This window comes from uncultured Methanobrevibacter sp. (assembly GCF_902801725.1).
Classification (GTDB): domain Archaea; phylum Methanobacteriota; class Methanobacteria; order Methanobacteriales; family Methanobacteriaceae; genus Methanocatella.
Genome location: NZ_CADCJB010000014.1, coordinates 13157 through 36606 on the forward strand (window position 1 = coordinate 13157; position 23450 = coordinate 36606).

A 23450-nucleotide genomic window follows, 5' to 3' on the forward strand; every position below is an offset into this window, starting at 1 on the left:
TTTCATGATATATTTAAATTGTAAAATAAATAAAACAATTAATGACAATGATTAATATCAATTTAATTAAAAACAATTTTTAAACTGTAAACTGTTGAATATTGTAGATTGAGGATTAAAAACTAATCGTATGCTATTTTTTGCATTAATGAATACTCATGTCTTCAAGGTTGGGTTTTCAAGAGAGATAAGGAAATGACAATATGGATTTGAATAACAATCAAGATGAATCAATGAAAGAAAGATTAAGAAGAATGTTTTCATTATCGGAGGATTCGGCGTCAAATGAAGAGATCCGTAGCCGTCTTCTTGATGGTGGAAAGGTAACCGGAACAAATATGTGCGTACTTGTATGTGCGATGATAATTGCTTCTGTCGGACTTAATATGAGTTCAACTGCAGTGATTATCGGTGCAATGCTGATTTCACCAATTATGGGAAGTATTCTTGCTTCTGCATATGCAAGCGTAGCCACTGATTATCCTTTGCTTAAAAAGCATTTGTTGGGTTTTGGTGTGCAGATTGCAATCAGTGTCACTGCTGCGGCAATTTATTTTCTTTTATCTCCAGTTAAAGAGCCAACAGTAGAATTGCTTGCAAGAACATCTCCAACATTTTATGATGTACTTATCGCCTTTTTTGGAGGGCTTGCAGGAATTATCGGACAAACAAGGCAGGATAAAACAAGCACTGTTATTCCTGGTGTTGCAATTGCAACTGCACTGATGCCACCGCTATGTACCTGTGGATATGCAATTGCAAACGGCAGATTGGATATGCTCATTGGGGCAGCGTATCTGTTTATTCTAAACTCATATTTCATTTTCCTGTCTGGAAGCATGATTTTGAGTATTTTGAAAATCCCTAAAACCAGGGAATTGACTGAAAAAGAATGGAAAAGACGCCGTTGGAGAATGTTTAGAAATACAATCATCATTATGATTCCAAGTATAGTTGCAGTTTATTATATGGTAATTTAATTGGTGTCAAAAAAATAGAAGGGGGTCTGCAACGCTTCCTTGATTTTATTCTTTTTTTTGTGTAGATTTGTTGCTTTATTAATGCTATTGGTGTTACTACGAGGATTTAAAAAAATAATAGTTGAGGAAAATTATTTTCCTCATAATTTCAGCCCTATTTTAAAACATATTTCTTGATGCCTATAATACTTAGTATTAAGGCTATTAAATAGCCTATTAAAGAAATTAAAGGCATGTCAAATACCATAGGTCCAAATGAAACGACTGAAGATCCGATAATAAGTGCGGATATCAATGCGATAATTGAAACTTTGTCGGTAATGTCAACTTCGAATCTGAATTGAAGTTCTTCATTATCGATTTTATGAATTGTTCTTGTTAGAAGTTTCGGCAAGGCTTGAAGCATATGTTCATATAGAATAAGATTGCTTTTCTTGCCTCTTAAGAACTCTTTAGGACTAACTCTTTTTTTGGCTATTTGCTGGGCAACAGGTTTGACTGATGAGAAAACATCGATTTCAGGGTCAAGATTGTGTGCAATAGCTTCAATCATTGAGAGACCTCTCGCCATTGTAACGACTTCATTTGGAAGTATGACTCCATATTCCTGCATAAGGTTTAGAAGTGCTTCTAAAACTCCATCGAAACGATTGAGTGTCACTCCGAAATATCTTCCGAACAGATCATTCAAGTCCCTTCTTAAGCCGCTTGTGTCTATGTCGTAATCCAATATGTCCATGTACATCAATTGATTTATCAGTCCGTCAACATCCTGGTCTACAAACAATACCATTACTTCGGAAAGGTCACGTTTGAATTTCTCATCAAAGAATCCCATCATACCTAAATCAAGATAACAAACGACATTATCCTCTAAAATCATTATATTTCCTGGATGTGGATCTCCATGGAAAAATCCGTCAATGAACAGCTGTTGAAGATATGAATCCAGAACACTTTTTGCTAAAAACTTTTTGTCGAATTCATCGCTGGTACTTGCATAGACATCATTCAGTTTTACACCATCAATGAATTCCATTGTTAAAACTTTTGATGTACAGTATTTTTCGTAGGTGGCTGGAATGTGGATATTTGGATTGTCAACAAAATTCATTTCAATGCGTTGCATATTCATGAATTCGTTATTGTAATCTATTTCCTTGTGGATTGAACGGTCAAATTCTTCCATGATTCCAGGCAGGTTCAATTTTCTAAGATTTGAATTCCATCTGTCAGCACGGTTGGCGACATATTTCATAATCCTTAAATCGAGATCGATTTTATCAGTTATGCCTTCTTTTTGAATTTTAACTGCTACTCTTTCACCAGTTATTAATTCAGCTTCATGTACCTGACCTATTGATGCTGTTGCTAAATGTTCATGTTTGAAATCAGCGAACAATTCATCAATATTTCCGTTGAGTTCTCTTTCAACAATTGCTTTAACTTCCTCATATGTTATTGCGGGATTGTCATCCTGCAGGTTAGCGAGCTCGTCTGCAATTTTTTCACCTACAACGTCAGGTCTTGTACTTAATAGCTGACCTAACTTAATGAAGGTGGTTCCCAATTCCTGAAGCATCAATCTTAATTTGACGGGAATTTCATCATCCAATAAAAGGTCATGGGCATCTTCATCGTCTTTTGGACGTATTTTGCTTTTTGCAGTTTGACCTAAAATTTTATCGAAGCCATATTTTTTTAGGGCTGCTCTAATTTCACGTAAACGTTCTTTAGTTTCCTTATCCATTATATCACATTATTAATTTTGATTTTCAATAACTTCTGATGCTAAAAAGCTTATTCCTTGCATGATTAAACATATTCCAACGATAATTGCAGTGTATAAAGGTTGTGCAATTGAAAATGTTGCTAAAAACACTGCTATGATACCTAGAATTAATATTAGTACTGATTTTACTCTTGATATTTTGTCTGGTCCAAAAATAATGCCTGTAATACCAACAAATATTAATATAAATGCAATTAAGTAAAATAAATATCCGACAAGGAAAGATAGTGCATCAATTTTGTAAATAAACAATAATCCTAACAGCATTGCAAACATTCCGAGCAATATATTAATTGCTGAAACATGTGTCATCATGCTCCATACAGAAAATCCGTCAATGATAGAAGCAAATCCGAATGCAATTAGACATATTCCGGCAATCCATGAAACTGCTTCTGCACTATACATTGGATAGATTGTAAAAATAAAACCCAATATTATAAACAAAATTCCTAACACTTTCTTATAGGTCATGATTATTCACCTATATAAATCTTTGTTGATAATCTTATTTATAATTTAAAATGGAATGATGATTTGTATTGTTATTTATTTTTTAATTAAATCTTTAAATTCTTGAATTTCTGTTTTTAGGTCCTTGATTTCTTTTTTCAGTTCGGTATTTTCATTTTGTATATTGTCTAAATCCGATTTGATATCTTTTAAAGTGATATTGTTGATGTCCTTTTCAAGAAGCCGATTTGTTAAAAATGACGATATTGCTGCTGTGGTTAGGGAAAATACAAATACTCCGGTAATTATCAGGCAGATGGAAATTACTTTTTCTGTAACTGTTGTAGGAACGACATCACCGTAACCTACTGTTGCCAGGGTCACGATTACAAAGTAGAAATAATCAAAAAGATTATATGATGAGCCAAAAGTATACAGTAGGGCGGTAAAGATAAGTACAGTCACAAATACTCCCATTGATATTATATGCAAATTGCTCCTTTTCACGAAATTTTCCAGACCGTCAAAGAACTTGTCAAACAATAGCAGAATCCTAAGCAATTTTAAAAGTCTTAAATATCTCAAAAATCTAATTCCAGGAATAATTACTGGTAGTAAAACTTCAAAAGGTATGGATGCAATTAGTGAGGCCCAAGTGCTGGGTTTTTTTAAAAAAGCTGATTTTGGTTGTGATTTGTATAGGTCATTTACCCAATCAATTAGAAGGAATATACAAACAAAAAGGTCAAAGTTTAATATGGCAAATTGGATATTGCTTGGTATTGGGGTAAATATTGACAGTGAAATCAATATGATATCAATTATTATCAATGCATCCAATGCTTTATTTGCAAAATAACTTAATTTCATTGTTTCACCTTACTGTTATTTCTGATTAAGACGCTGTAGCGTGAAAGGCATTATTTTTTTTTGGCTTTGTTAAAGAGATGTTTTAATAAGATATAATATACAATAGCAAATGTAACTTCTCCAATCAATATTCCCAGTAAAACACAAACTCCATGTTTAAATATTGGTGCTAATAATGTTACTATTCCAATTTCATAGATAATAATGCCTATTGTAAAAGATAATTCATAATAGCTTTTTCCCATTCCGTCAAGCATTTTTCCAGACATTACTGAAACCTCATTGAATGGAATAATCACAATGGCTGCAAGTGCAATGTAGAATACTGATTCGGATGCACCTGTAACAGAAAACAGTGCAAAACCATAATCTCTGATAAAGAAGAATATTACTGTTGAAATTAATGCAATTAAGATAGACTTTTTAAGCACATAATGATACAGGTCTTCCAATTCATCAATTCTATGGGCTCCGTATAAATGTCCACAGACACTTATCAATCCTCTACCAAATGCCTTTTGGGGGGATATTAGTATAGATTCGATTCTTGATGCAGTTGAATAAAGCAATACACCGATTTGACCAAGCTGTAGGATTAATATCTTATTGAAGAATAGCATGGAAATACACCACAGACTATCTATTAAAAAGTTTGGAATAGCTACGAGGAAGATGTCATAAACAATTCCTGGTTTGAAGTATCTGAAATTTAGTGGAACTTCTGATTTTCCGCTCATGTACCAGTATAGTAAATAAACGGCAGTAATTCCGGAAGACAGTATTGTTGCATATGAAACACCGCTGACTCCCAATCCTAAAACAAAAATAAATATAGGATCCAAGATTAAATTTAGGACATTTGTTAAAATAAGTAATTTTGTGGGTGTTTTCGAATTTCCTTCAGCTTGAAGTGTGCTTGCAAAGAAATTGGAAAATATAAAAACAAATGGACATAAAAATATTGGAGTTAAATACTGCATCGACAAGTCCATTGAAGATGTTGCGCCCATATAAATCAGAATATATTTTAAAAATAATGTAGACAGCATAATAAGTAATCCGAGTATTAATCCCGCTGCGATACCATGCAAAATCGAATTATAAGAATCTACGTAATCGTCATCGCCTATTTCCCTTGACATTATGGAATTGGTTCCAACGCCGATGGCCTTTCCAAAGTTTATAATCAATGTAACTAATGGCACTGCCACTCCTATTGCAAAAAATGATTCTGGATTCATTTGGGATACCCAAAATACATCAATAAATGAATATCCTGCTTCAAAAAGTGTGAGAATGAGTAATGGTCTAGTAAATTGCCAAAAAACTTTTTTGGGATCGGAATTAAAATCTACATTATCAACCATATAATTATTTTGTTTAATTTGGTATATAATTTATATCATTATTTTTTGGTGTATTTGCTAAAATTAAATAAATTCCTAAGATTAATACTAAATTCTTATACTGGATAATATTTGAAAAAATTTGTAACAATTAGGTTTTCAGAAATTACGATGTTCGCCAGAATATTCAAAAATTATATATCATTCTCATTTGAAATCTATTAATTAGTTTAGAATAATTGGTTAAAATTGTATAATTTTAGTGTTATAATTAAAAAAGTTATTGGGATGATAGTGTGAAGAAAACAAAAGTCATATGTACCATAGGTCCGGCATCCGATTCGGTCGAAGTTATGGGCAAAATGGTCAATGCTGGTATGAACTGCGCGCGCATTAATCTCAGCCATGCTACGAAAGAGGAAATATTAAAAACAATAAATATTGTTCGTGAAGTGCGTAAAGTATCTAATTTGCCTGTAGCAATCATGTATGATACTAAAGGGCCGGAATTTAGAACTTTAAAATTTAAGGATGGGGGCGTGACTCTTAAACAGGGAGATACCATTAAAATGAGTAAAAGTTGCGTTCAGGGAAATGAGAATGAATTTGGAGTCAACCACAGTGATGCAATTGATTTTATAAAAGTGGGGGACAAGGTACTCATTGATAATGCTCTGTTTGAATTGGAAGTCATTGGCAAAGAAGATGATTATGTTCTATTGAAGGCTTTAGGAGAGGGCAAAATCCAAAATCACAAAACTATCAATGTTCCTGGTGTCAATTTGAAATTGAATTTCATGAGTGACATGGATAAACAAGACATTACTTTTGCAGCACAGCATTCATGTGATTATCTGGCATTGTCATTTGTAAATACACGGGAAGACGTGATTGAAGCCAGGGAAATAGTCGAAAAAGCGGGAGGAGACGCCCTAATTATTTCAAAAATAGAAAGTCCTACTGGAATTGAAAATATAGATGATATAATTGAAGAATCCGATGGAATTATGGTTGCTCGTGGAGATTTGGGTGTGGAACTTCCAATTGAAGAGCTGCCGATGTTTCAAAAGAGTATTATTAAAAAATGCCGACAAAAAGGTAGATTCGCCATTGTTGCCACTGAAATGCTTGCTTCCATGTATGAAAGTCCAAGACCGACAAGGGCGGAAGTATCTGATGTGGCTAATGCTATATTGGATGGAACTGACTGTGTAATGTTGTCTGGAGAAACAACCATTGGTAAGTATCCTGTATCTGCTGTTGAAATAATGGGCAAAATCTGTGAATATGTTGAGTCAACAATTGATTATTCAAAGCATGTCTCATACAAGGGAACAATTGGCATAAGCGATACAATAGCCAAACTGGTCACCGAAGCTGCTGAATATACTGATATCAAAGTAATTGTCACGACAACAATGACGGGGTTCACGGCACGTAAAATCAGTAATCTAAGGCCTAATGCAACAATACTTGCTTGCTGCCCGTCCAAGCATATTGCGGAGAAAGTCGTTTTGAACTTTGGTGTTAAGCCGGTAATCACTGACATTTATAAAGCTACTGATAAGATGGTCGAAAATGCAAGAGAAATGGCCAAAAAAGAATTTAATTTGAAAAAAGGGGATTTAATAATAATAACTGGAGGATTTCCAATAGGAGAATCAAGAAAAACAAACTATTTAAGGATTATGGAAATATAACTGTACGATAATAGGATTTGTTCTTTAAATCCTTTAAAAAATTAGATTATATTTTACAATTAAAAGTTAATTTTGGTTGGTATATTAAAATGTTAGCATTTAAATATCAATAATGTTATAAAATTATATGGTGATAATTTTGTTAGAAGCATATTTGCCTTTTATTGGGCTAATTATATTTGGAAATATTGAAAACCTAATTCTAGCATCACAGGGTGTTGTTCAAGGTGTAGATGTTAAAGTATTGGGTGCATTAAGTGTACTTGTGGTTATAATATGGTTGGTTATTGGAACTGTTGCTACAGAGGTTGCAATTCAATATTCAAGTTATATCACATTTATAGGTGGTCTTGCAATAGTCATATTAGGTATTCAAGCAATACGCGAAGCTGTCAAAAATATTAAAGCCAAAAAAAGGGAGGAGCACCATGGTTAATTTAAAAGACTATGCTCCATTTACCGGATTGCTTATTTTTGGAAACATAGAAAACTTAATCCTTGCATCACAAGGTGCAGTTGCACATGTAGATCCATTCATTTTAGGCGGATTAAGTTTAGTTGCAGTAATCATATGGTTATTGCTTGGTGCATTCGGAACAAAAATGGCTATCAAATATGCTGACTATATTGAAATATTCGGTGGAGTAGCTATTATTATTTTAGGTTTCCAATCAATGATTGAAGCTATGGGAATAACTCTTTTCCCTTAAACTTTTTTTTTTAATTTTTACTATTTTTTTTAAAGGAGTTTAATCTCTATTTTTTACTGGGTCTAATTTGGTAAGCGCTGCTGAAAGTCCAACTACAATAATCATAATGATTATGGAAACTGTTATATTAAAGGGGTTTTTATCGTTAATTAATTCTAAAACTCCAAATGCCCAAACTACAATCAAAAGTATAGGTAATAAATATTTTATTGTAAAAATCCATGTTTTTCCAACTTTAAAAGTTGATAATTCATTCAGCACAGGCATAACTTTTTCAACCCCATAAAACCATCCAAAGATTATTGCCTGAATGCCAATCATAATCATTATTCCGAAATTATTCACAAACCCGTCCACGATTTCCACTAAATAACTGCTGATTCCTGTTGAAAAAATAACTGTGCCTACACATGCAACAATTGTAAGGATGGTAACTCCTTTTTTCCTGTTCCATCCAAATTTTTCACACAAAGATGAAAGCAAAGGTTCAAATAGTGCTAAAGAAGATGTAAATCCCGCAAACAATATTGATATGAATAATAGAGGAGCAATGACATGTCCAATTACACCCATTGTATTGAATATCTGAGGGAAGACGATAAATACTAATCCTGTGCCTTCACTAATTAATTCATTCATAGGCACTGAAGATGTTAAAGACATATATCCGAGTATTGAAAATACTCCAAATGCTACGAAAATCTCATATAATGAATTTGTAATAACCACAATCAATACTTCATCTACTAATTTTGTATTTTTTGGCAGATAACTTGCATATGTATATACCATTGCCTGACCAATGCTTAATGAAAATAGGGTTTGCCCGAACGCTGCAAGCCAAACATTAATATTAAAAAGTGCCGACCAATCGGGAGTAAGCAATGTGGTTATTCCAAGATGAAATCCCGGTAATGTAAAAGCATAAACAAAAATAGCAATCATGATTATGAATAATAATGGCATTAAAATGCGGGATATTTTACCAATTCCTTTATCCACATCTTTAATGGACACAATCCAAAAGAATGCCCATAACAGTAATGTACAAATTAATGTGGGAAATATCAGTGTGGTGGCTGATGCTAAATTCGAACTTCCTCCAACGTGATTTGTAAAAAAGGCTGTTGGGTCATTTCCCCATCCGAAATTGAAACTGTTTAAAAGGTATACAAAGTCCCAGCCTAAAATGACCATATAGTAAATCACAACAATGAATACAAATAAAACTAGAATCCAAGCTATAATTTCGAATTCAGGACGAATGCTGTGCATTAAATTAGAAAAACTTTTCTTATAACTAAATCCCAACCCATACTCTAAAATTAGAAAGGGAATTCCCATTATTAGGATTGCAATTATGTAAGGTATAAAAAACGACCCTCCACCATTGGAATACAGTACATAACTGAATCGCCAGATATTTCCTATTCCTATTGTTAGGCCTATCATGGCCATTATGAATGTAAATACTGAGTTCCATTGGGAATTTTTGTTCATTATTATCCTCGTTAATGTTAGTTGCTATTAGTAATCAAAAATATTCAATATTGAACGGTATTTTAGATTTTTGATAATTTTTTTTCTACATTTGTAATTATGTTTGTAATTGTTATTAATTGCTTGTTTTTTTTTATATATAATAACAATTTTTGATATGATTTTTTGAGACAATTTGATGGTGTGGAATCTTGCAATAATGGCTAAATTTATATACTATAAGGAATTAAAATTACATTTAGTAACTAAAAGTTACTGTGCTGATTTTCATAAGGTTACCACTTTTCCGTGGACAATTTATAGAATACTGTATTATCCTTATCACTATTAAATATTACTTTTGTTTGAGTATTAATGAACAAATAGAAATTCATAGGGTTACCTAAAAAAACTAAATAAAAATTATGGATTGTAGTAGAAATGATTCTCTACATTTAAACCTTTTCTTTTTTTAGTCAATTAACATAAAGTTGTAATCTGTTTTTAAAAATGATTTTTCTAATATTTCATGTTCAAGTAATTTTTGGAAGTAAATTACAATTTTTTTAGAAGTAAAAGTAAAAATATTTATATAATCAATACTAAATTATAAATTACCTTTTAGATGAGAGATGTAGAGATGAGAGATATGCTATTAAATGAATTGTTTGGTGAAAATGCAAGGATAAAAATATTGGAAGAGCTATTGACCTATGTTGATTCATTTTTAACTGCTGATGAAATATCTAGAATGGCTGATGTTTCACCGAAGACAGTTTATATTCATATGAATCAATTGGAAGAAATTGGTATTTTAGAAGTTGAAAAAAAAGGTGCTAAAAGGTTTAAATTAAACTCTAATGATGAAAGAGTATTAGCATTAGGATTAATTGAAGCAAATGAATTCTTAAGAAGATCAAATAAACAGGAGTTATCTTTTGAAAGCAGTGAAGTTAATCCTGATGGTGTTAAATATTCAAATTATGATGAAATTGAAGCAATGTTTGATGAAGCTCCAACTTTAGAGTTTTCCATAACAGTTTAGGGAGTGTTACTATGAGTGAAGATAAAAAAGAATTAAACATATTTATTCCGGAAGATTTGACAGAATATTACATTACAGGTGGGGCAATCGCTTCATCACCCTTTGACATAAGACTAATTTTATTTAAAGATGAAATTGAAAAAAACAATGACATTTTAAATGGCCCTAATGTAGGCATGATTAGAACTGCAAAAACAGAGCTTACAATGTCTCCTGTTGTTGCAAAACAATTAAGGGATTTGCTTGATAAAGAATTGGAAAAATATGGGGATGAATAATTTTTTGATTGTTTTGGAGGCATTATGATAAACATTGATGATGATCCAAAAGAGATAGTCAAGGAATTGTCCGAAACTGAGAAAAATATTTTATTTATTTTAGGCAAAATGAGAATTTCAGTTAACAAAAACGTTAATGAACATTCCCTAAAAAAGAAATTAAGCAATGAAGATTTGAAAAATTATAAAAAGGCATTTTCTAATTTGTGTAATAGTGGAATAATTGTCATGTATAGGCCTGGAAACTTTGGAGTTTCAAAACAGGGTCGAAGAATAACTGATGAGATTGTTGAACAGAAAAGACAGGATAAATATTCAGGTCTGAGGATTTTAATGCTACAAGTTTAATTTTATTTATAATATTGGATTCATTCATATTTTAATGAGGATTATTCAATTTATAATAACTAACTTTATATACTATAAAATATTAAATATCATTTAGTAACAAAAAGTAAGAATATTGAAATCAATACTTGCACTAAAAGTAAGTTTAATTAAAATCATATGCTTTCGAATTTCATGATTTCACTTCCCAAAAGTCACATGAACGGTGAGCACATGGAATTTGGACTTGCTGTAAAAGTAACTTATTTATGGAGGTAAATTTACATGGCTTTTAAAGATTATTTCAAATTTAACAAGGATAAAACAACATTTATTTTCATTGGTGGAAAAGGTGGAGTTGGAAAAACTTCTGTATCTTCTGCTACTGCATTATGGTTAGCAGAACAAGGTAAAAAAACTTTAATTGTATCAACTGATCCTGCACATTCATTATCTGATTCTCTCGAAGTGCCAATTGGCAGTTATCCAAGAGAAATCAAAACAAATTTATTTGCAGTCGAAATTGACCCTGATGTTGCAATGGCTCAAAAACAGGCACAGCTTGAAGCTCAAAAAGCAGCCAACCCTGACGATTCAGGAGGACTTTTAGGCATGGACTTTTTATCTGACCAATTGGATATGGCATCTTCTTCACCGGGGGCCGATGAGGCAGCAGCTTTTGAAATGTTCATGGCTGTAATGAATTCCGATGAATATGATGTTGTGGTATTTGATACAGCACCAACCGGACACACTTTAAGGTTATTGTCCTTCCCTGAAGTAATGGATTCATGGGTGGGTAAAATGATGATGCTTAAAGCGAAATTGGGTTCTGCAACAAATGCACTTAAAAAAATCATGCCGTTTATGGATGCTGTCGATGACCCTCAAACTTCAGAAGACTTGAAAAGAACCAAAGAGCAAATTGACAGGGCTAAAGAAGTATTGTCAGATCCTGATAGAACCACATTTAAAATGGTTATTATTCCTGAAGAAATGTCTATTTATGAATCAGAAAGAGCTCTTGAAGCTTTGGGCAAACATGACATTACTGTAGACAGTGTTATTGTAAATCAGGTAATGCCTGATATCTGTGACTGTGATTTCTGCCACTCCAGACATAAATTGCAGCAAAAACGTTTAGCTTTAATTGATCAAAAATTCCCAAATCAGCACATTGCTGAAATTCCGTTATTCAAGGATGAAGTGAAAGGCCAGGAAAAATTACTGAACCTTGCCCATATCCTCTATGATGGGGAAGACAACGACGAAGTCGCTCAGGAAGCTATCGTCTTGTAAAAAAATTAAATAAGTTAAAATAAATTAATATTTTAACTTTTTATCATTCTTCTTTTTTAAAAAACCATTCGCAGAATCTTACTATTGCCATTAATCCAAATATTGTTGTGCAAATGATGATGCCTTTGAAGGTTACTATTTCATAAATCAATGAAATGATTAATGCTACATCTAAAATTTTCAGTATTGTACTTTCTTTTTTGAATGAATCGATTAATCCCATTTTAACCTCCTTTCCAACTTTTATCCCAGTATTTTGTAGGCATGCTTATTGGTGTGCAGTATTCGTCATTGAAGTACTTGTATGTTTCTTCCTTGGTTAATTTTTTGGTTTTTCCGTTGCTAATATATATTGCATTATTCCTGTTTAAGGTCAGGTTCTTGTTTATTTTTACTTCAATATAGTCATAACCTCCATTTTTGTTGGGTATGTTGTAGACTTTCTTTCCCTGAAGATATCCAGGTCTTGTAAACGTACATGTGTCCATTGCTTTATGCCATTCATTTTTGTTCAAAACTTCGTTTCTAAAGGTTGTTCCAATGTTTTGAATAATTGTCATTGTTGAAAACAGTCCCAAGCATGCCGCCGGCGCACCGCTCAATGTCTTATCCAAAATCAGTTTGGTTCCGATATAGACGATATGGCTTAAAGGTTTGGAATTATTTGTTAAAAATTCCACTATTTTATTGACCTTGTTTATCGTATCTTTAATTCCTGAAAGTATGTCTCGTGGAATTGTTCCAACGCTGCAGCAGTCCTTGCAGGTTGTTATGGCTGATCCTTTATATGTTGCATTGGCATGGTTTACGATAACATTGGATATTCCGCTGGTTGTATTGAGGGCAATTGCAGATTTTGCATTGTCTTCACTGAAAATATAAAGCATTTCGCCCAGCTGCATTATGCTGAATCTGTTTTTTGAAATTGCATTAAGCACGTTGTCTAGTGAATTTGTGGTGGTGGATTTATATCGTCCTGCGACATTTTTAAGGCAATAGTCCTCCACATTAGGCAAGTATAGCGAATTCAGTAGTCTGAACAGAACAACATTTTTTTCGGTTCCTTTGATGTCCATTCCCATATCGGCATTCAAAATATGCAGATAAGTATCATCAAGATTTATTCCGCCTAATATTGTTACTGTGTGGTCACGATTCCAGCTCACGCTGAATTCTTTTGCATATTTGTTGGCCAATTCATCTGCAAGCCAGCCTGTTTCCAGTGATGCTAAATGCATTCCATATAGGTTCATAATTCCCAATTTGTTTATATATTTTGAATTTGCATTGACCCAATTTTCAAGGATTTTTTGTGTTATACGTTCATTGATTATTGTGTATGCTTGCAGAACTTCAAAGCCATAGTTTTTTTGGTAGTTTTCACCAAGTCCATAGCTGATTGTTTCTGTTTTTTCAAGTTCCTCTTTGCTGTTGATTGTAAATGATGTTATTATATCTTCCTTTGAGATATATCCTACCATATAACTTCCAAACATACTGAATGTCACTGGCTTTTTTGTGTTTGCAAATTTTACGCTATCTTTCACTATGTCGTTGTAATTTATGTTGTAAATTGTTTTTCCGTAGAATTTTGCCAGACTGTATTTCAGGCCCATTTCATCAAAGGAAAGTGCTTGAAAGTTTATCTTTGCGGTTATTTTATTGTTTTTTGTATAGGTTAGTGTTTCAAATCCGTCAATTCCCTTATCGGCATAGATTCCAAAAAGCTCTACATTGTCACTTGTTGTGTCCCTGTAGTCGATTTGGGTGTGGCTTCCGCTGTCGTATATCATTATTCCATTTCCCTTTAAGTTGTTTTTGTTTATGTCGCTTTTAACTGCACTGTTGTCAAAGGGAACCAGATGATATTTGTATCCGATATTGATGGCATCATTCAAATTCAGCTGGCCTGTAGTAAATTTATATGCTTTGGCATTGATTTGAATTACGAAGTACTGGTTTTTTGGCATTTTGATTAGACCGTCTGTTCCGGTTCTGATGGAATATATCGAATTGTGAAACACGTATGGGACTGTCACGTTAACGTAGTTGGGAATTTTTATTGAGTGTGTAAATCCACTGTGTTTTATTGCCTTGTTGACTGTTATTTGGTTTGTTGTTTTAAGTCCATCGTATTCGGTTATTATGCTGTATTTTCCAACTTCCAGTCCAATTGGGAGTGTAGCTATTCCATTTTTATCTGTAGTTTTTGTATAGCTTTTTCCAGTGACTTTCAGTATTACTTTCTTGTTTGGTGATGCCTTTCCGTTGCTGTTTAAAATTTTAACGCTGAATTTGCTTCCGTCGCCCTTCTGCATTGTCAAATCTCTGGTTTCAATTAATGATCTTATGGTGATGCTTTTTGAAACCGATTCGGAAGTCTTTAAATTCATTGAAATTATGCTGTATTTTCCAGGATTTAAATTAATGTTTAGCTTGGCAATGCCTTTGGAATTTGTCTTTACTGAATACTCTCGGTTGTTCAACTTAAACTTTACGGCAGTATTCTTCAATAGCTTTCCTTTCTTGTCATAGAATGTGGAATGATATGCTGCGGTATTTTTGTAGTATTTTGTTAAATCACTGCATTTTATGGTGCTTTTAATGGTAACGGTACTTTTTGCACTGTTTGGCTCAAATTCACTGTTTCCGGCATATGTGCTTAGGACAATATAATTTCCGCTGTTGTAGTTGAGGTTTATCCATGCTTTCCCGTTTGCATCCGTTGTTTTTGTAAATGTCTGCCCATTAATTTTGATTTGAATCTTTCCATTCTGAATCGCTTTTTTGCCATATTTCAAAGTTGTCGTAAATCTGCTTCCGTCCTTATAATACATTTTTACGTCAGGTGCTGTCAGGGAGGTCTTTTTCTTAGCGGCACTTGAAGTTTTCACGTCTCCGCTAAGCGTATTTTCGACATTCAGTTTTTCCATGTCAGTTTCAACATCGATTCCATACAAATCCTGATTTGAATCGCTTTGTTGAATTTTCATTGCTGTTTCATTTTCACTATTGGCTGCGCTGACTGCAGAAATTAAAAAAATAAATAGGAAAATGAGAAAAATCGTGTTTATCTTTCTTTTCATAGTATCTACCTTGATGTTAATTTTTTCAAAATCAACAATCAAAGTATGATATCTGAAATATAAATGCTTTAATATTTAAAATAAATAGTAAATGACTTTTAAAATGGTTTTTAAGCCTAAATTGTTCTATTTAATTATCATAATGCACATATATGTAAATTCGCTTTGGGCAATATCTTTCAGGGTTGACTCAACAATTCTTTCGTCGGGATAGCTTAACCTTTCACAAACTACAACTTTCCTGTTTTCGTCAACGCCGTTGTCAAGCAGAAATTGGGCCATATCCTTCACTTTTCGTGATGGAAGAGCAATTGTTGTCTTTCCGTTGTTTATGACCGGTAGGATTTCTTCAATATTCTCCCTTCCATGAAATGTCATGACATTGGCATTGTCCCACTGAATGTGGTTTCTGGCAGCGGCAAGCTGAAGCGAACTGATTCCAGGAATCACTTCAATATTTTCTTTGCTGAATCCCTTTTCATCAGATATTCTCAAGACTGTATTAAGAACTCCTGAAAAACCGGGATCTCCTGTTGACAGAATGGATACTGTATTTCCATTGCAGGCAAGCTGAACTCCCTCTTCAAGTTTGTCCAGCAGTTCCTTAACATTGAAAGCTATCTTGTTGTTGACATCATCAAATAGTTCGATAGCTCTTGTACTTCCGACGGTGTAATCGCTAGTCTTAACTGTATCAATCGCCTTTTTTGTTAAATATTCGCTTGAACCTGGACCTATTCCAACAATAAATATTTTTCCGGTCATTTTAATCATCAATTTCTAAAGTTTCTTTGAACGTTTTCTTTAATTCTTCTCTTGTTTCATCAGAATAGCTGTCTTCATCGTGCAGCGTAAACATGGCCAGCTCATAGACAATTCTGTTCATCGACCTGCCATATTCTGTCAGATAATATTCTGTTGTAACGGGGGTGGTATTTAAAACTTCTTTTTTAATCAAACCGTTTTCCTCTAATTCCTTTAAACAGTTTGATAAAACTTTGTTGCTTAATTTCGGATTATCCTCTTTAAATTCTTTGAAATGCTTTTTTCCAAAAAACATATCTCTTATGATTTGTATGCTCCATTTTTTGTTGATTAAATTTAAGGTTTTATCAACTGGGCAGACAATATTTTTCCCGTTCATATTATTTAATTTGTTTAAATGTTATTTAATTTTTGCAGGTTACTTTCGGGTAACCCGGTTGCATTTCGGTTACAAAAATCATTTAAATAGCAAAATTAGATTATATTTTGGAGGAATTAAAATTAATACGGAAGAGCAATTAGATTTTTTAATTAATTATTTGATTGATGAAAGGAATGAGCTGATTGATATTCCAAAGGATATTCAATCTAAAAAGGACTTGTTCCGCTCATTGATGAACATTAGATTGCCGTCTCAAATATCTCGGGATTTTTTAAAAGTTCAGGATGATTATCTGACTCATGAAAATTCAAATAAAAGATTAACTTCTCCGGAAGATATCACGGAGGTTAAGGGTAAAATTGCGCTTTGGCAGGGTGATATAGTTACATTGAAGGTAGATGGAATTGTTAATGCTGCAAATTCGAAGCTGCTTGGCTGTTTCATACCTATGCATAAGTGCATTGACAATGTAATTCATTCTGCAGCAGGAATTCAGCTGAGGCTTGAATGCAACAGGATAATGGAAAGTCAATCAGAGGATGAAAAGGTTGGAAGGGCCAAAATCACAGATGCATATAATCTGCCTTCAGAATATGTGATTCACACTGTAGGTCCTGCAATTCCTCAGGGATTTAAGCCTTCTAAAAAAGATTGTGAAGATTTGGCCAGTTGTTATAGGTCTTGTTTGGAACTTGCAGATGCAAATAAGTTGGAATCTTTGGCATTTTGCTGTATTTCAACAGGTTTGTTTAATTTTCCACAACGTCTTGCTGCAGAAATAGCCATTGAAACAGTTGAGGATTATTTAAATTCAAATGAGGACTGCAGTTTGGATCTTGTAATTTTTAATGTGTTTGGTGATGATGATTATTTGATTTATAGGGACTTGCTGTGGGGTAGTGAATGATGGACCGTTTTTATATTAGGTTGAATAAGGCTGCTGAAGCTATTAATAATGCTGATTATGTACTTATTGGGGCGGGTGCAGGATTTTCAGCTGCTGCAGGATTGGAATATTTCGGAAAACGCTTTGATGATAATTTCAAGGATTTCATTGAAAAGTATGGCGTAAGCGACATGTATTCGGCTACATTCTATCCATATGAAACTCAGGAAGAAAAATGGGCTCATTGGGCACGTCATGTTTATGTAAATAGATATGCGGTCGGTAAAACCAAGCTATATGGGCAATTGCTGGAATTGGTCAAAGATAAGGAGTATTTCGTATTGACGACAAATGTCGAGCATCAGTTCTGGATTAATGGATTTGATGATGAGCGAATTTTTGCAACGCAGGGTGATTACGGATTGATGCAGTGTGAAAAGGCATGTCATGATAAGTTATACTCAAATGAGGAGTTCATATTTGAAGCTATTGAAAAAACAGAGGATTGCAAAATTCCAACTGAGCTTGTTCCAGTATGTCCTGTATGTGGGGGAAATATGGAAATAAATGTAAGGAAGGATAATTTCTTTGTCGAAGATGAAAAATGGCATGAGATGAATAAAAGATATTATGAATTCCTTAACGATATTGATGAGGAAAAAAACTTGGTATTTTTGGAATTGGGGGTTGGATTCAATACTCCAACAATCATCAGATATCCGTTTGAACAGATGACTTATAATAATAAGAATGTCACATTAATAAGATTGAATAGGGATTACCCTCAGTCAATACCTGAAAACAAGGATAAGACAATAGGTTTTGATGAGGAGATTTCTGAAATATTTGATTATTGGCTTTCAAGGAGTTAGATGTCTTTCAGATTTTCTATCTCATTTTTTAAGAATTTATAAATTGATTCTGCACCGATTAATTCACCAGGATTTTTCCATTCGGAAGGGTAGGCTATAAATGGTTTTGTCTGATTGCCTCCAAGCCCTCCATGGCTTCCAATCAACTCTTCAAATGCACAGACTTCGTCATTTTCAGAATCATAAAAGCTGTTTACCATAATGTCCGGCATGTTTTCAAATCCGTTTTGCCTTTTTAAGTGGGCTGCTGCATTTTTACCAAAGTTTTCAAGAGGATTCTGTCCAACAACATTATCCGTGTCCAGATAATAAATTCCGTCCTGGCCGATAACCATTCCACCATTTGTCATTGAATTTACAAGTAAAAATCCAATTCCTGGATGTTTGACAAGTCCCGGAATCAAATCTGGAAACAAAAGGACTATCTCTTCATAATTCAGACGATCTTTCCATTGGGTCAAATAGATCAGTCCGAGATTTCCAGAGCCTAAAACAATCAATTCCGAATCTTTAACCTTTTTTGTTGTATGTTCAACACTTTCATATCCTTTGATGTAATCCAAACTGTTTGAATACCTTTTTTGCAGTTTGAGGTATTGTTCATTTTCAAAGATTATTGGGGGCTTTTTGCTTTCAATTTCATTTCTCATGTTCTGCAGGAATCCTGCCTCGTCAAACAAGTCATCGCGTATATTTACTACCTTTTCCTTGATGGTTCTGATCTGTCTGTTTTCAGGAATAACCGCATCCCTGAAGTGGTCGATGGTGTATTCATTTTCAAATGTTTTTAAATCTTCTGGAAGCAGTCTTCTAACATAATCCCCTAATGTGATTCCATATCTTTGCTTGAATGTTGCCCCATTGCTCTGTCCGTGGTCTGATAAGATAACTAATTTGTAATTCCTTTCGCTCATTTCAATTGCGGATTTGATTCTTTGAATCTGCAGGTCAATTTGCTTCAATGCTCCCCAGACGTCATTGTCCTCAACTCCTGAATGATGTGCTATTTCATCGTAACCCATGAATGTGGCATATGCGGTGTCAATGTTTCCTGTTAAGATTTCACCTGTCAATACTTCGGTTGTGGCTTCCCTTAGCACAACATTAGCTCCGGCCCTAACTGCAGCATAAACAATGGTTCTTCTGAGGCGGGGACGTATGTTTTTTATTTTATGGATTATTTGCGATTTTAACTCTAAAATGATGTCCCATAAAAACAGAAAAAATATTCTGGGGAAGTTGTAGGCATCCAAAAAGACATTATGTAAACTTTTATTGTATATTCTTTTTAGCCCTTCTAATTTTGATGATGTTAATGTTGAATTGGAGCTGTCTCCTGAAAACATGTTGGCAATGCTGATTCCATCCTTAAGCAATCCGTTACCGTCGCTTATTGTTTCTTCAATTTTTGGAGCATCGCTCAGTCTTCCTGAAACGATTATACGATTGTTGTTCTCTTTTTCAACCCATCTGTATGCAACAATATTTTCATTGTTTCCATGAAGAATTCCTGCCTGGCTGGCTCCTGTTTGGGATGATAAATCCGTTTCCCATTCTGCAAGGGTATGAGTTTTCTCATCAAGCCATTGTTTCAATGTGGGCATCATTCCTTTGGCCATGGCTTTTTTTAGTGTATTGATTGACAGTCCGTCAATTTCAAGCATTATGACTCCAGGATATATTTTTTTATAGGAAGTTTTCCCTTTTAGGGCATATTTCAGGATATTTTTCATGTAGCTGTTAAAGTAATTGGTGTTTGTAATGTTTGTAATGAATGTTGTAGCTATTCCCATTACGATTGGGACCTGAAATGCACCATAAAAACCGACATGAACTCCCGGAATGAAATGGGCTGCGATATAAAATGTAAGACAGTTTATGAAAATTGTTGCAATGCCCAATGTAAAAATGATGAATTTCATTAAAAACCTTTGAAAAATTGGCCATAGCAGTGAATTTACAACTGCTACTGCTACCACGAGGATTATTGCATTATACCAAAAGCCGACATTAAAGTCATCACTAATAAAATCCACCAAATATATTGCCATCACATTGGTCAGCAACAGGATAGATGCTGTTATTAATGTTTTTGAATATGAAATGATTTTGTTTTTAATCATTCTATCTCAATTTTCTGTTTATTTTTGGTTTTTAAAGTAATGATTGTAATTTCCGGTTTGCAGTTAATTCTTATTCTGAATGAATTTGTTCCAAGACCTTTGCTTGTGTATTGTGTCATTTCTCCAACTTTATAAAGTCCGACTGGGTATTTTGTTGAGTTCGGACCTCTGAATGGAGTGGTTTCAACTCCGGGAATGATGAATTGGCCGCCGTGTGAATGGCCTGAAATTTGCAAATCAATCCTGCCTGTTTGTGATGATTCCTTTGCAAAATCCGGTTCATGTGCCAGAAGAATTGTTGAAATGTCATTTTCAAGTTTGGATAAAACCTTGTCCAGGTTATCTGCACAGACTGTACAGCTGTCGACGCCTGCAAGATTTACTTTTTCATCACCTCTTTCTAGTATGACAACGTCATTGCTCAAATCGACAATATCAGATTCTTTGAATATGTCTCTTATGATTGAAGAGCCCATCCAATGGTCATGATTTCCCAAAACTCCAAATTTGCCGTCAGGCGCCTTCAGCTTTTTAAAGGAATCTTTTAAAGCATCGTCATAGCCTTCAATAATGTATGAAACATAGTCTCCAGTCAGTGTTATCAGGTCATAGTTCAGAGTATTGACATAATCCACTAAACTGTCTAGATATTCTGGATTGACCCATTGACCTAAATGAATATCGCAAAGGTTTAAAATCTTATAATTGTTAAAATCCCAACCTATGTTGTCCAATTCAATATCAACTTCAACAACTTCGATATTTTTTGGATCGAACTTCTTGTCAGGTAATGTATATGTAATTGCATCCTGAATGCCTTGACGAATTTTCATGGCTTGGGGCTTGTCTATCTCATCGTCTTTCATAGATATTATTATGATTTCTGAAACTATTTATAATTTTAAAAACATATATTTAGATGTTATTAATGATTAAGTGATTATTATGCTTCAAATTGCAGTTTGTGGAAAACCGAATGTTGGAAAATCATCTTTTTTCAATTCAGCAACAGCATCTGGCGTAGAAATGGCAAACTATCCATTTACAACAATTGATGCGAATAAAGCTGTTGCTCATGTAATTAAAGATTGTCCATGTAAAGAACTTGGCGTTACATGCAATCCTCACAATTCTATATGTGTTGATGGAAAAAGATTGCTTCCAATTGAAATGATTGACGTTGCAGGACTTGTTCCTGGAGCACATGAAGGAAAGGGATTAGGTAATAAGTTTTTAGATGAATTGATGCAAGCTAAAGTATTTATAAATGTTATTGATGCTTCAGGTTCAACTGATTTGGAAGGAAACCCTGTTGACCCGGGAAGTCATGACCCGTTGGATGACTTGGAATTTTTGGAAAATGAAATTGTAATGTGGATGTATGGAATCTTATCCAAAAACTGGGTCAGGCTCATAAGGAAAGTTGGAGCCGAACACTTGGACATTTCAAAGGTATTATATGACCAGTTGTCAGGAACAGGGATAGCTGTTGAAGACATTATTGAAGCTAAAAGAACAATAGAACCTGATTACAATAAATGGGAAGAAGAGGATTTGATTGAACTTACCCGTAACATTTTACACATTGCAAAACCAATGATGATTATTGCAAACAAGGCTGATTTGCCTACTTCTGCTGAAAATATCAAAAGGATTAAGGAAAAATATCCTAATGTGATTCCAACTTCAGCAGGGTCTGAACTTGCACTTGTAAAGGCGGCTGAAGGCGGACTGATTAGTTATATGTCTGGTGAAGACCATTTTGAAATCTTGAAACCCGAAGAATTGTCTGAGCCTCAACGTAAAGGTTTGGAGTATATTCAAACCAATATTTTGGATGTTTATGGTAGCACTGGTGTTCAGGATGCGCTGAATTATGCCGTTTTTGAACTGCTTGACAGAATTGTCGTATATCCTGTTTCAGATGAGCACAAATACACTGACCAGAAGGGCAACGTATTGCCTGATGGATTTCTGGTTCCTAACGGTGCGACTCCGCGTGAATTGGCTTACATTGTACACACTGACATTGGAGATAAATTCATGCATGCTGTGGATGCCCGCAAAAATATGCGCGTGGCCAGTGATTATGAGCTGAAGGATGGAGACATTATCAGCATTGTAACAAGAGGTTAACTCCTCTACTTTTTTTTATTTTAGATTTTTATGGTTAAATTAACTAAAGATTTAAATCCCGAAGAATTTGGGGAATACTATTTTTTAAAGGAAGAACTGAAGGATTTCTGCAGGTCTGAAGGTTTAAAAGTAAGCGGATCTAAACAGGAATTGGAAAATAGAATTATTCACTATCTGTCAACGGGTGAAGCATTAAGTGAACCCACTTCAAAACAGACTTCAAACTATTCCTCATCTGAAATTACTTTAGACTCCAGATTGGGTGAAAATTTTAAGTGCAGTGAGGATAAAAGAGTATTTTTTGAAAATGAAATAGGCAAGGGATTTAAATTCAAAGTTAAATTTCAAAAATGGTTGAAATCCAATCCCGAAAAAACATATCGCGAAGCAATAGATGCATATCATGAAATTCAAAACTCCGGTGAAAAAACAAAAATTGATAAGCAATTTCAATACAATCAATACATAAGGGATTTTTTTGAAGATAATGATGATAAATCTCTGGATGATGCAATCAGATGTTGGAAATACAAAAAGTCTATAAAAGGCCATAACAAATATGAAAAAAGCGATTTGGAGGCATTATTATGAAAAAAGTAAAGATTACAGTCATGAGAAAAGTCAGGCATGATGATTTAATTGACAAATATGAAAATCCTCTGGAACATGAATGCGATGTTGAAGAAGGACAGGTTTTCATAGCAAATGGTTGGGCAAAACCGGAAAACTTCTGTGACAGTGCATGGGAGAGTCTTTCACCATTTGTAATGGCATTGGCCAATGGAGCCAGTGATTTTTATGACGGATGGATGAAAAACAAGCAATCTGCCATGATATCATGCAATGATGGTTTCAGACCCGTCAGCTTTCTTTTGGAGACAATGGATGAGGAAGCGGAATAATCTTAGGGATGATTGTTTT

General features: G+C 34.0%; 24 protein-coding genes. 13 read left to right on the plus strand and 11 right to left on the minus strand.

Annotation, left to right across the window (positions count from 1 at the left end):
• The first annotated feature begins 203 nt into the window (after positions 1–203).
• Positions 204–980: a DUF389 domain-containing protein gene (locus QZV68_RS04175; RefSeq protein ID WP_296878893.1), complete on the plus strand. Its 777-nt coding sequence runs from the start codon at positions 204–206 to the stop codon at positions 978–980.
• Between the two features lie 154 nt (positions 981–1134).
• Here the strand turns inward: QZV68_RS04175 and QZV68_RS04180 are convergent, their stop codons facing one another.
• From QZV68_RS04180 to QZV68_RS04195, 4 genes are all read right to left on the minus strand, one after another.
• Complete coding sequence (locus tag QZV68_RS04180) at positions 1135–2730, minus strand: AarF/ABC1/UbiB kinase family protein (protein ID WP_296878894.1); 1596 nt, start codon at positions 2728–2730, stop codon at positions 1135–1137.
• A 12-nt stretch (positions 2731–2742) separates the two neighbouring features.
• Positions 2743–3246, minus strand: coding sequence for a DUF308 domain-containing protein (locus tag QZV68_RS04185; RefSeq protein WP_296878895.1), 504 nt, complete (start codon positions 3244–3246; stop codon positions 2743–2745).
• 75 nt (positions 3247–3321) lie between these two features.
• The gene (locus QZV68_RS04190; RefSeq protein ID WP_296878897.1) at positions 3322–4095 is read right to left on the minus strand and encodes an ion channel; all 774 of its coding nucleotides are present in this window, start codon (positions 4093–4095) and stop codon (positions 3322–3324) included.
• Positions 4096–4145: 50 nt separating this feature from the next.
• Positions 4146–5462: an MATE family efflux transporter gene (locus QZV68_RS04195; RefSeq protein WP_296878899.1), complete on the minus strand. Its 1317-nt coding sequence runs from the start codon at positions 5460–5462 to the stop codon at positions 4146–4148.
• Between the two features lie 275 nt (positions 5463–5737).
• Between QZV68_RS04195 and pyk the strand changes: the two genes are divergently transcribed.
• From pyk to QZV68_RS04210, 3 genes are all read left to right on the plus strand, one after another.
• Positions 5738–7141: a pyruvate kinase gene (pyk, locus tag QZV68_RS04200; protein WP_296878901.1), complete on the plus strand. Its 1404-nt coding sequence runs from the start codon at positions 5738–5740 to the stop codon at positions 7139–7141.
• Positions 7142–7280: 139 nt separating this feature from the next.
• Positions 7281–7577: a hypothetical protein gene (locus QZV68_RS04205; RefSeq protein WP_296878903.1), complete on the plus strand. Its 297-nt coding sequence runs from the start codon at positions 7281–7283 to the stop codon at positions 7575–7577.
• A complete protein-coding gene (locus QZV68_RS04210; protein ID WP_296878905.1) occupies positions 7570–7851 on the plus strand; it encodes a hypothetical protein in 282 nt (93 codons plus the stop codon). Before QZV68_RS04205 ends, QZV68_RS04210 begins: the two co-directional genes overlap by 8 nt.
• Before the next feature lie 39 nt (positions 7852–7890).
• Here the strand turns inward: QZV68_RS04210 and QZV68_RS04215 are convergent, their stop codons facing one another.
• Entirely contained in the window at positions 7891–9351 is a 1461-nt protein-coding gene (locus QZV68_RS04215) for a sodium-dependent transporter (protein ID WP_296878907.1), read from the minus strand.
• A 604-nt stretch (positions 9352–9955) separates the two neighbouring features.
• Here QZV68_RS04215 and QZV68_RS04220 point away from each other — a divergent pair.
• The 4 genes from QZV68_RS04220 to QZV68_RS04235 all read left to right on the plus strand — a co-directional run bounded on the left by QZV68_RS04220 (position 9956) and on the right by QZV68_RS04235 (position 12279).
• Entirely contained in the window at positions 9956–10375 is a 420-nt protein-coding gene (locus QZV68_RS04220; protein WP_296878909.1) for a winged helix-turn-helix domain-containing protein, read from the plus strand.
• Between the two features lie 11 nt (positions 10376–10386).
• A complete protein-coding gene (locus tag QZV68_RS04225; RefSeq protein WP_296878911.1) occupies positions 10387–10653 on the plus strand; it encodes a hypothetical protein in 267 nt (88 codons plus the stop codon).
• A 24-nt stretch (positions 10654–10677) separates the two neighbouring features.
• Positions 10678–11001 (plus strand): hypothetical protein, encoded by a 324-nt coding sequence (locus tag QZV68_RS04230; RefSeq protein ID WP_296878913.1) that lies wholly within the window; start codon positions 10678–10680, stop codon positions 10999–11001.
• 264 nt (positions 11002–11265) lie between these two features.
• Complete coding sequence (locus QZV68_RS04235) at positions 11266–12279, plus strand: ArsA family ATPase (RefSeq protein ID WP_296878915.1); 1014 nt, start codon at positions 11266–11268, stop codon at positions 12277–12279.
• 43 nt (positions 12280–12322) lie between these two features.
• Here QZV68_RS04235 and QZV68_RS04240 read toward each other — a convergent pair whose 3' ends face one another.
• From QZV68_RS04240 to QZV68_RS04255, 4 genes are all read right to left on the minus strand, one after another.
• On the minus strand, positions 12323–12502 hold the full coding sequence (locus tag QZV68_RS04240) for a hypothetical protein (RefSeq protein WP_296878917.1): 180 nt from the start codon (positions 12500–12502) through the stop codon (positions 12323–12325).
• A 1-nt stretch (position 12503) separates the two neighbouring features.
• Positions 12504–15365, minus strand: coding sequence for an Ig-like domain-containing protein (locus tag QZV68_RS04245; protein ID WP_296878918.1), 2862 nt, complete (start codon positions 15363–15365; stop codon positions 12504–12506).
• A gap of 126 nt (positions 15366–15491) precedes the next feature.
• A complete protein-coding gene (locus tag QZV68_RS04250; protein ID WP_296878920.1) occupies positions 15492–16130 on the minus strand; it encodes a cobalt-precorrin-7 (C(5))-methyltransferase in 639 nt (212 codons plus the stop codon).
• A 1-nt stretch (position 16131) separates the two neighbouring features.
• Complete coding sequence (locus QZV68_RS04255; RefSeq protein WP_296878922.1) at positions 16132–16509, minus strand: helix-turn-helix domain-containing protein; 378 nt, start codon at positions 16507–16509, stop codon at positions 16132–16134.
• A 121-nt stretch (positions 16510–16630) separates the two neighbouring features.
• On the opposite strand from QZV68_RS04255, the gene QZV68_RS04260 reads away from it, so the two are divergent.
• Both QZV68_RS04260 and QZV68_RS04265 read left to right on the plus strand, forming a co-directional pair.
• Positions 16631–17419 (plus strand): protein-ADP-ribose hydrolase, encoded by a 789-nt coding sequence (locus QZV68_RS04260; RefSeq protein WP_363136944.1) that lies wholly within the window; start codon positions 16631–16633, stop codon positions 17417–17419.
• Positions 17416–18270, plus strand: coding sequence for a hypothetical protein (locus QZV68_RS04265; RefSeq protein ID WP_296878926.1), 855 nt, complete (start codon positions 17416–17418; stop codon positions 18268–18270). Before QZV68_RS04260 ends, QZV68_RS04265 begins: the two co-directional genes overlap by 4 nt.
• Here QZV68_RS04265 and QZV68_RS04270 read toward each other — a convergent pair.
• Both QZV68_RS04270 and QZV68_RS04275 read right to left on the minus strand, forming a co-directional pair.
• The gene (locus QZV68_RS04270; RefSeq protein WP_296878928.1) at positions 18267–20393 is read right to left on the minus strand and encodes a phage holin family protein; all 2127 of its coding nucleotides are present in this window, start codon (positions 20391–20393) and stop codon (positions 18267–18269) included. The two genes, QZV68_RS04265 and QZV68_RS04270, sit on opposite strands and share 4 nt — an antisense overlap.
• Positions 20390–21259, minus strand: a complete 870-nt coding sequence (locus QZV68_RS04275) for a metallophosphoesterase (protein ID WP_296878930.1) — start codon at positions 21257–21259, stop codon at positions 20390–20392. Before QZV68_RS04275 ends, QZV68_RS04270 begins: the two co-directional genes overlap by 4 nt.
• 79 nt (positions 21260–21338) lie before the next feature.
• Between QZV68_RS04275 and QZV68_RS04280 the strand changes: the two genes are divergently transcribed.
• From QZV68_RS04280 to QZV68_RS04290, 3 genes are read left to right on the plus strand one after another with little or no spacing between them, the layout of a single operon-like run.
• Positions 21339–22529, plus strand: coding sequence for a redox-regulated ATPase YchF (locus tag QZV68_RS04280; protein ID WP_296878932.1), 1191 nt, complete (start codon positions 21339–21341; stop codon positions 22527–22529).
• 30 nt (positions 22530–22559) lie between these two features.
• Complete coding sequence (locus QZV68_RS04285) at positions 22560–23120, plus strand: DUF6434 domain-containing protein (RefSeq protein ID WP_296878934.1); 561 nt, start codon at positions 22560–22562, stop codon at positions 23118–23120.
• The gene (locus tag QZV68_RS04290; RefSeq protein WP_296878936.1) at positions 23117–23431 is read left to right on the plus strand and encodes a TIGR04076 family protein; all 315 of its coding nucleotides are present in this window, start codon (positions 23117–23119) and stop codon (positions 23429–23431) included. The genes QZV68_RS04285 and QZV68_RS04290 overlap by 4 nt, the downstream gene beginning before the upstream one ends.
• The last annotated feature ends 19 nt before the right edge of the window (positions 23432–23450 follow it).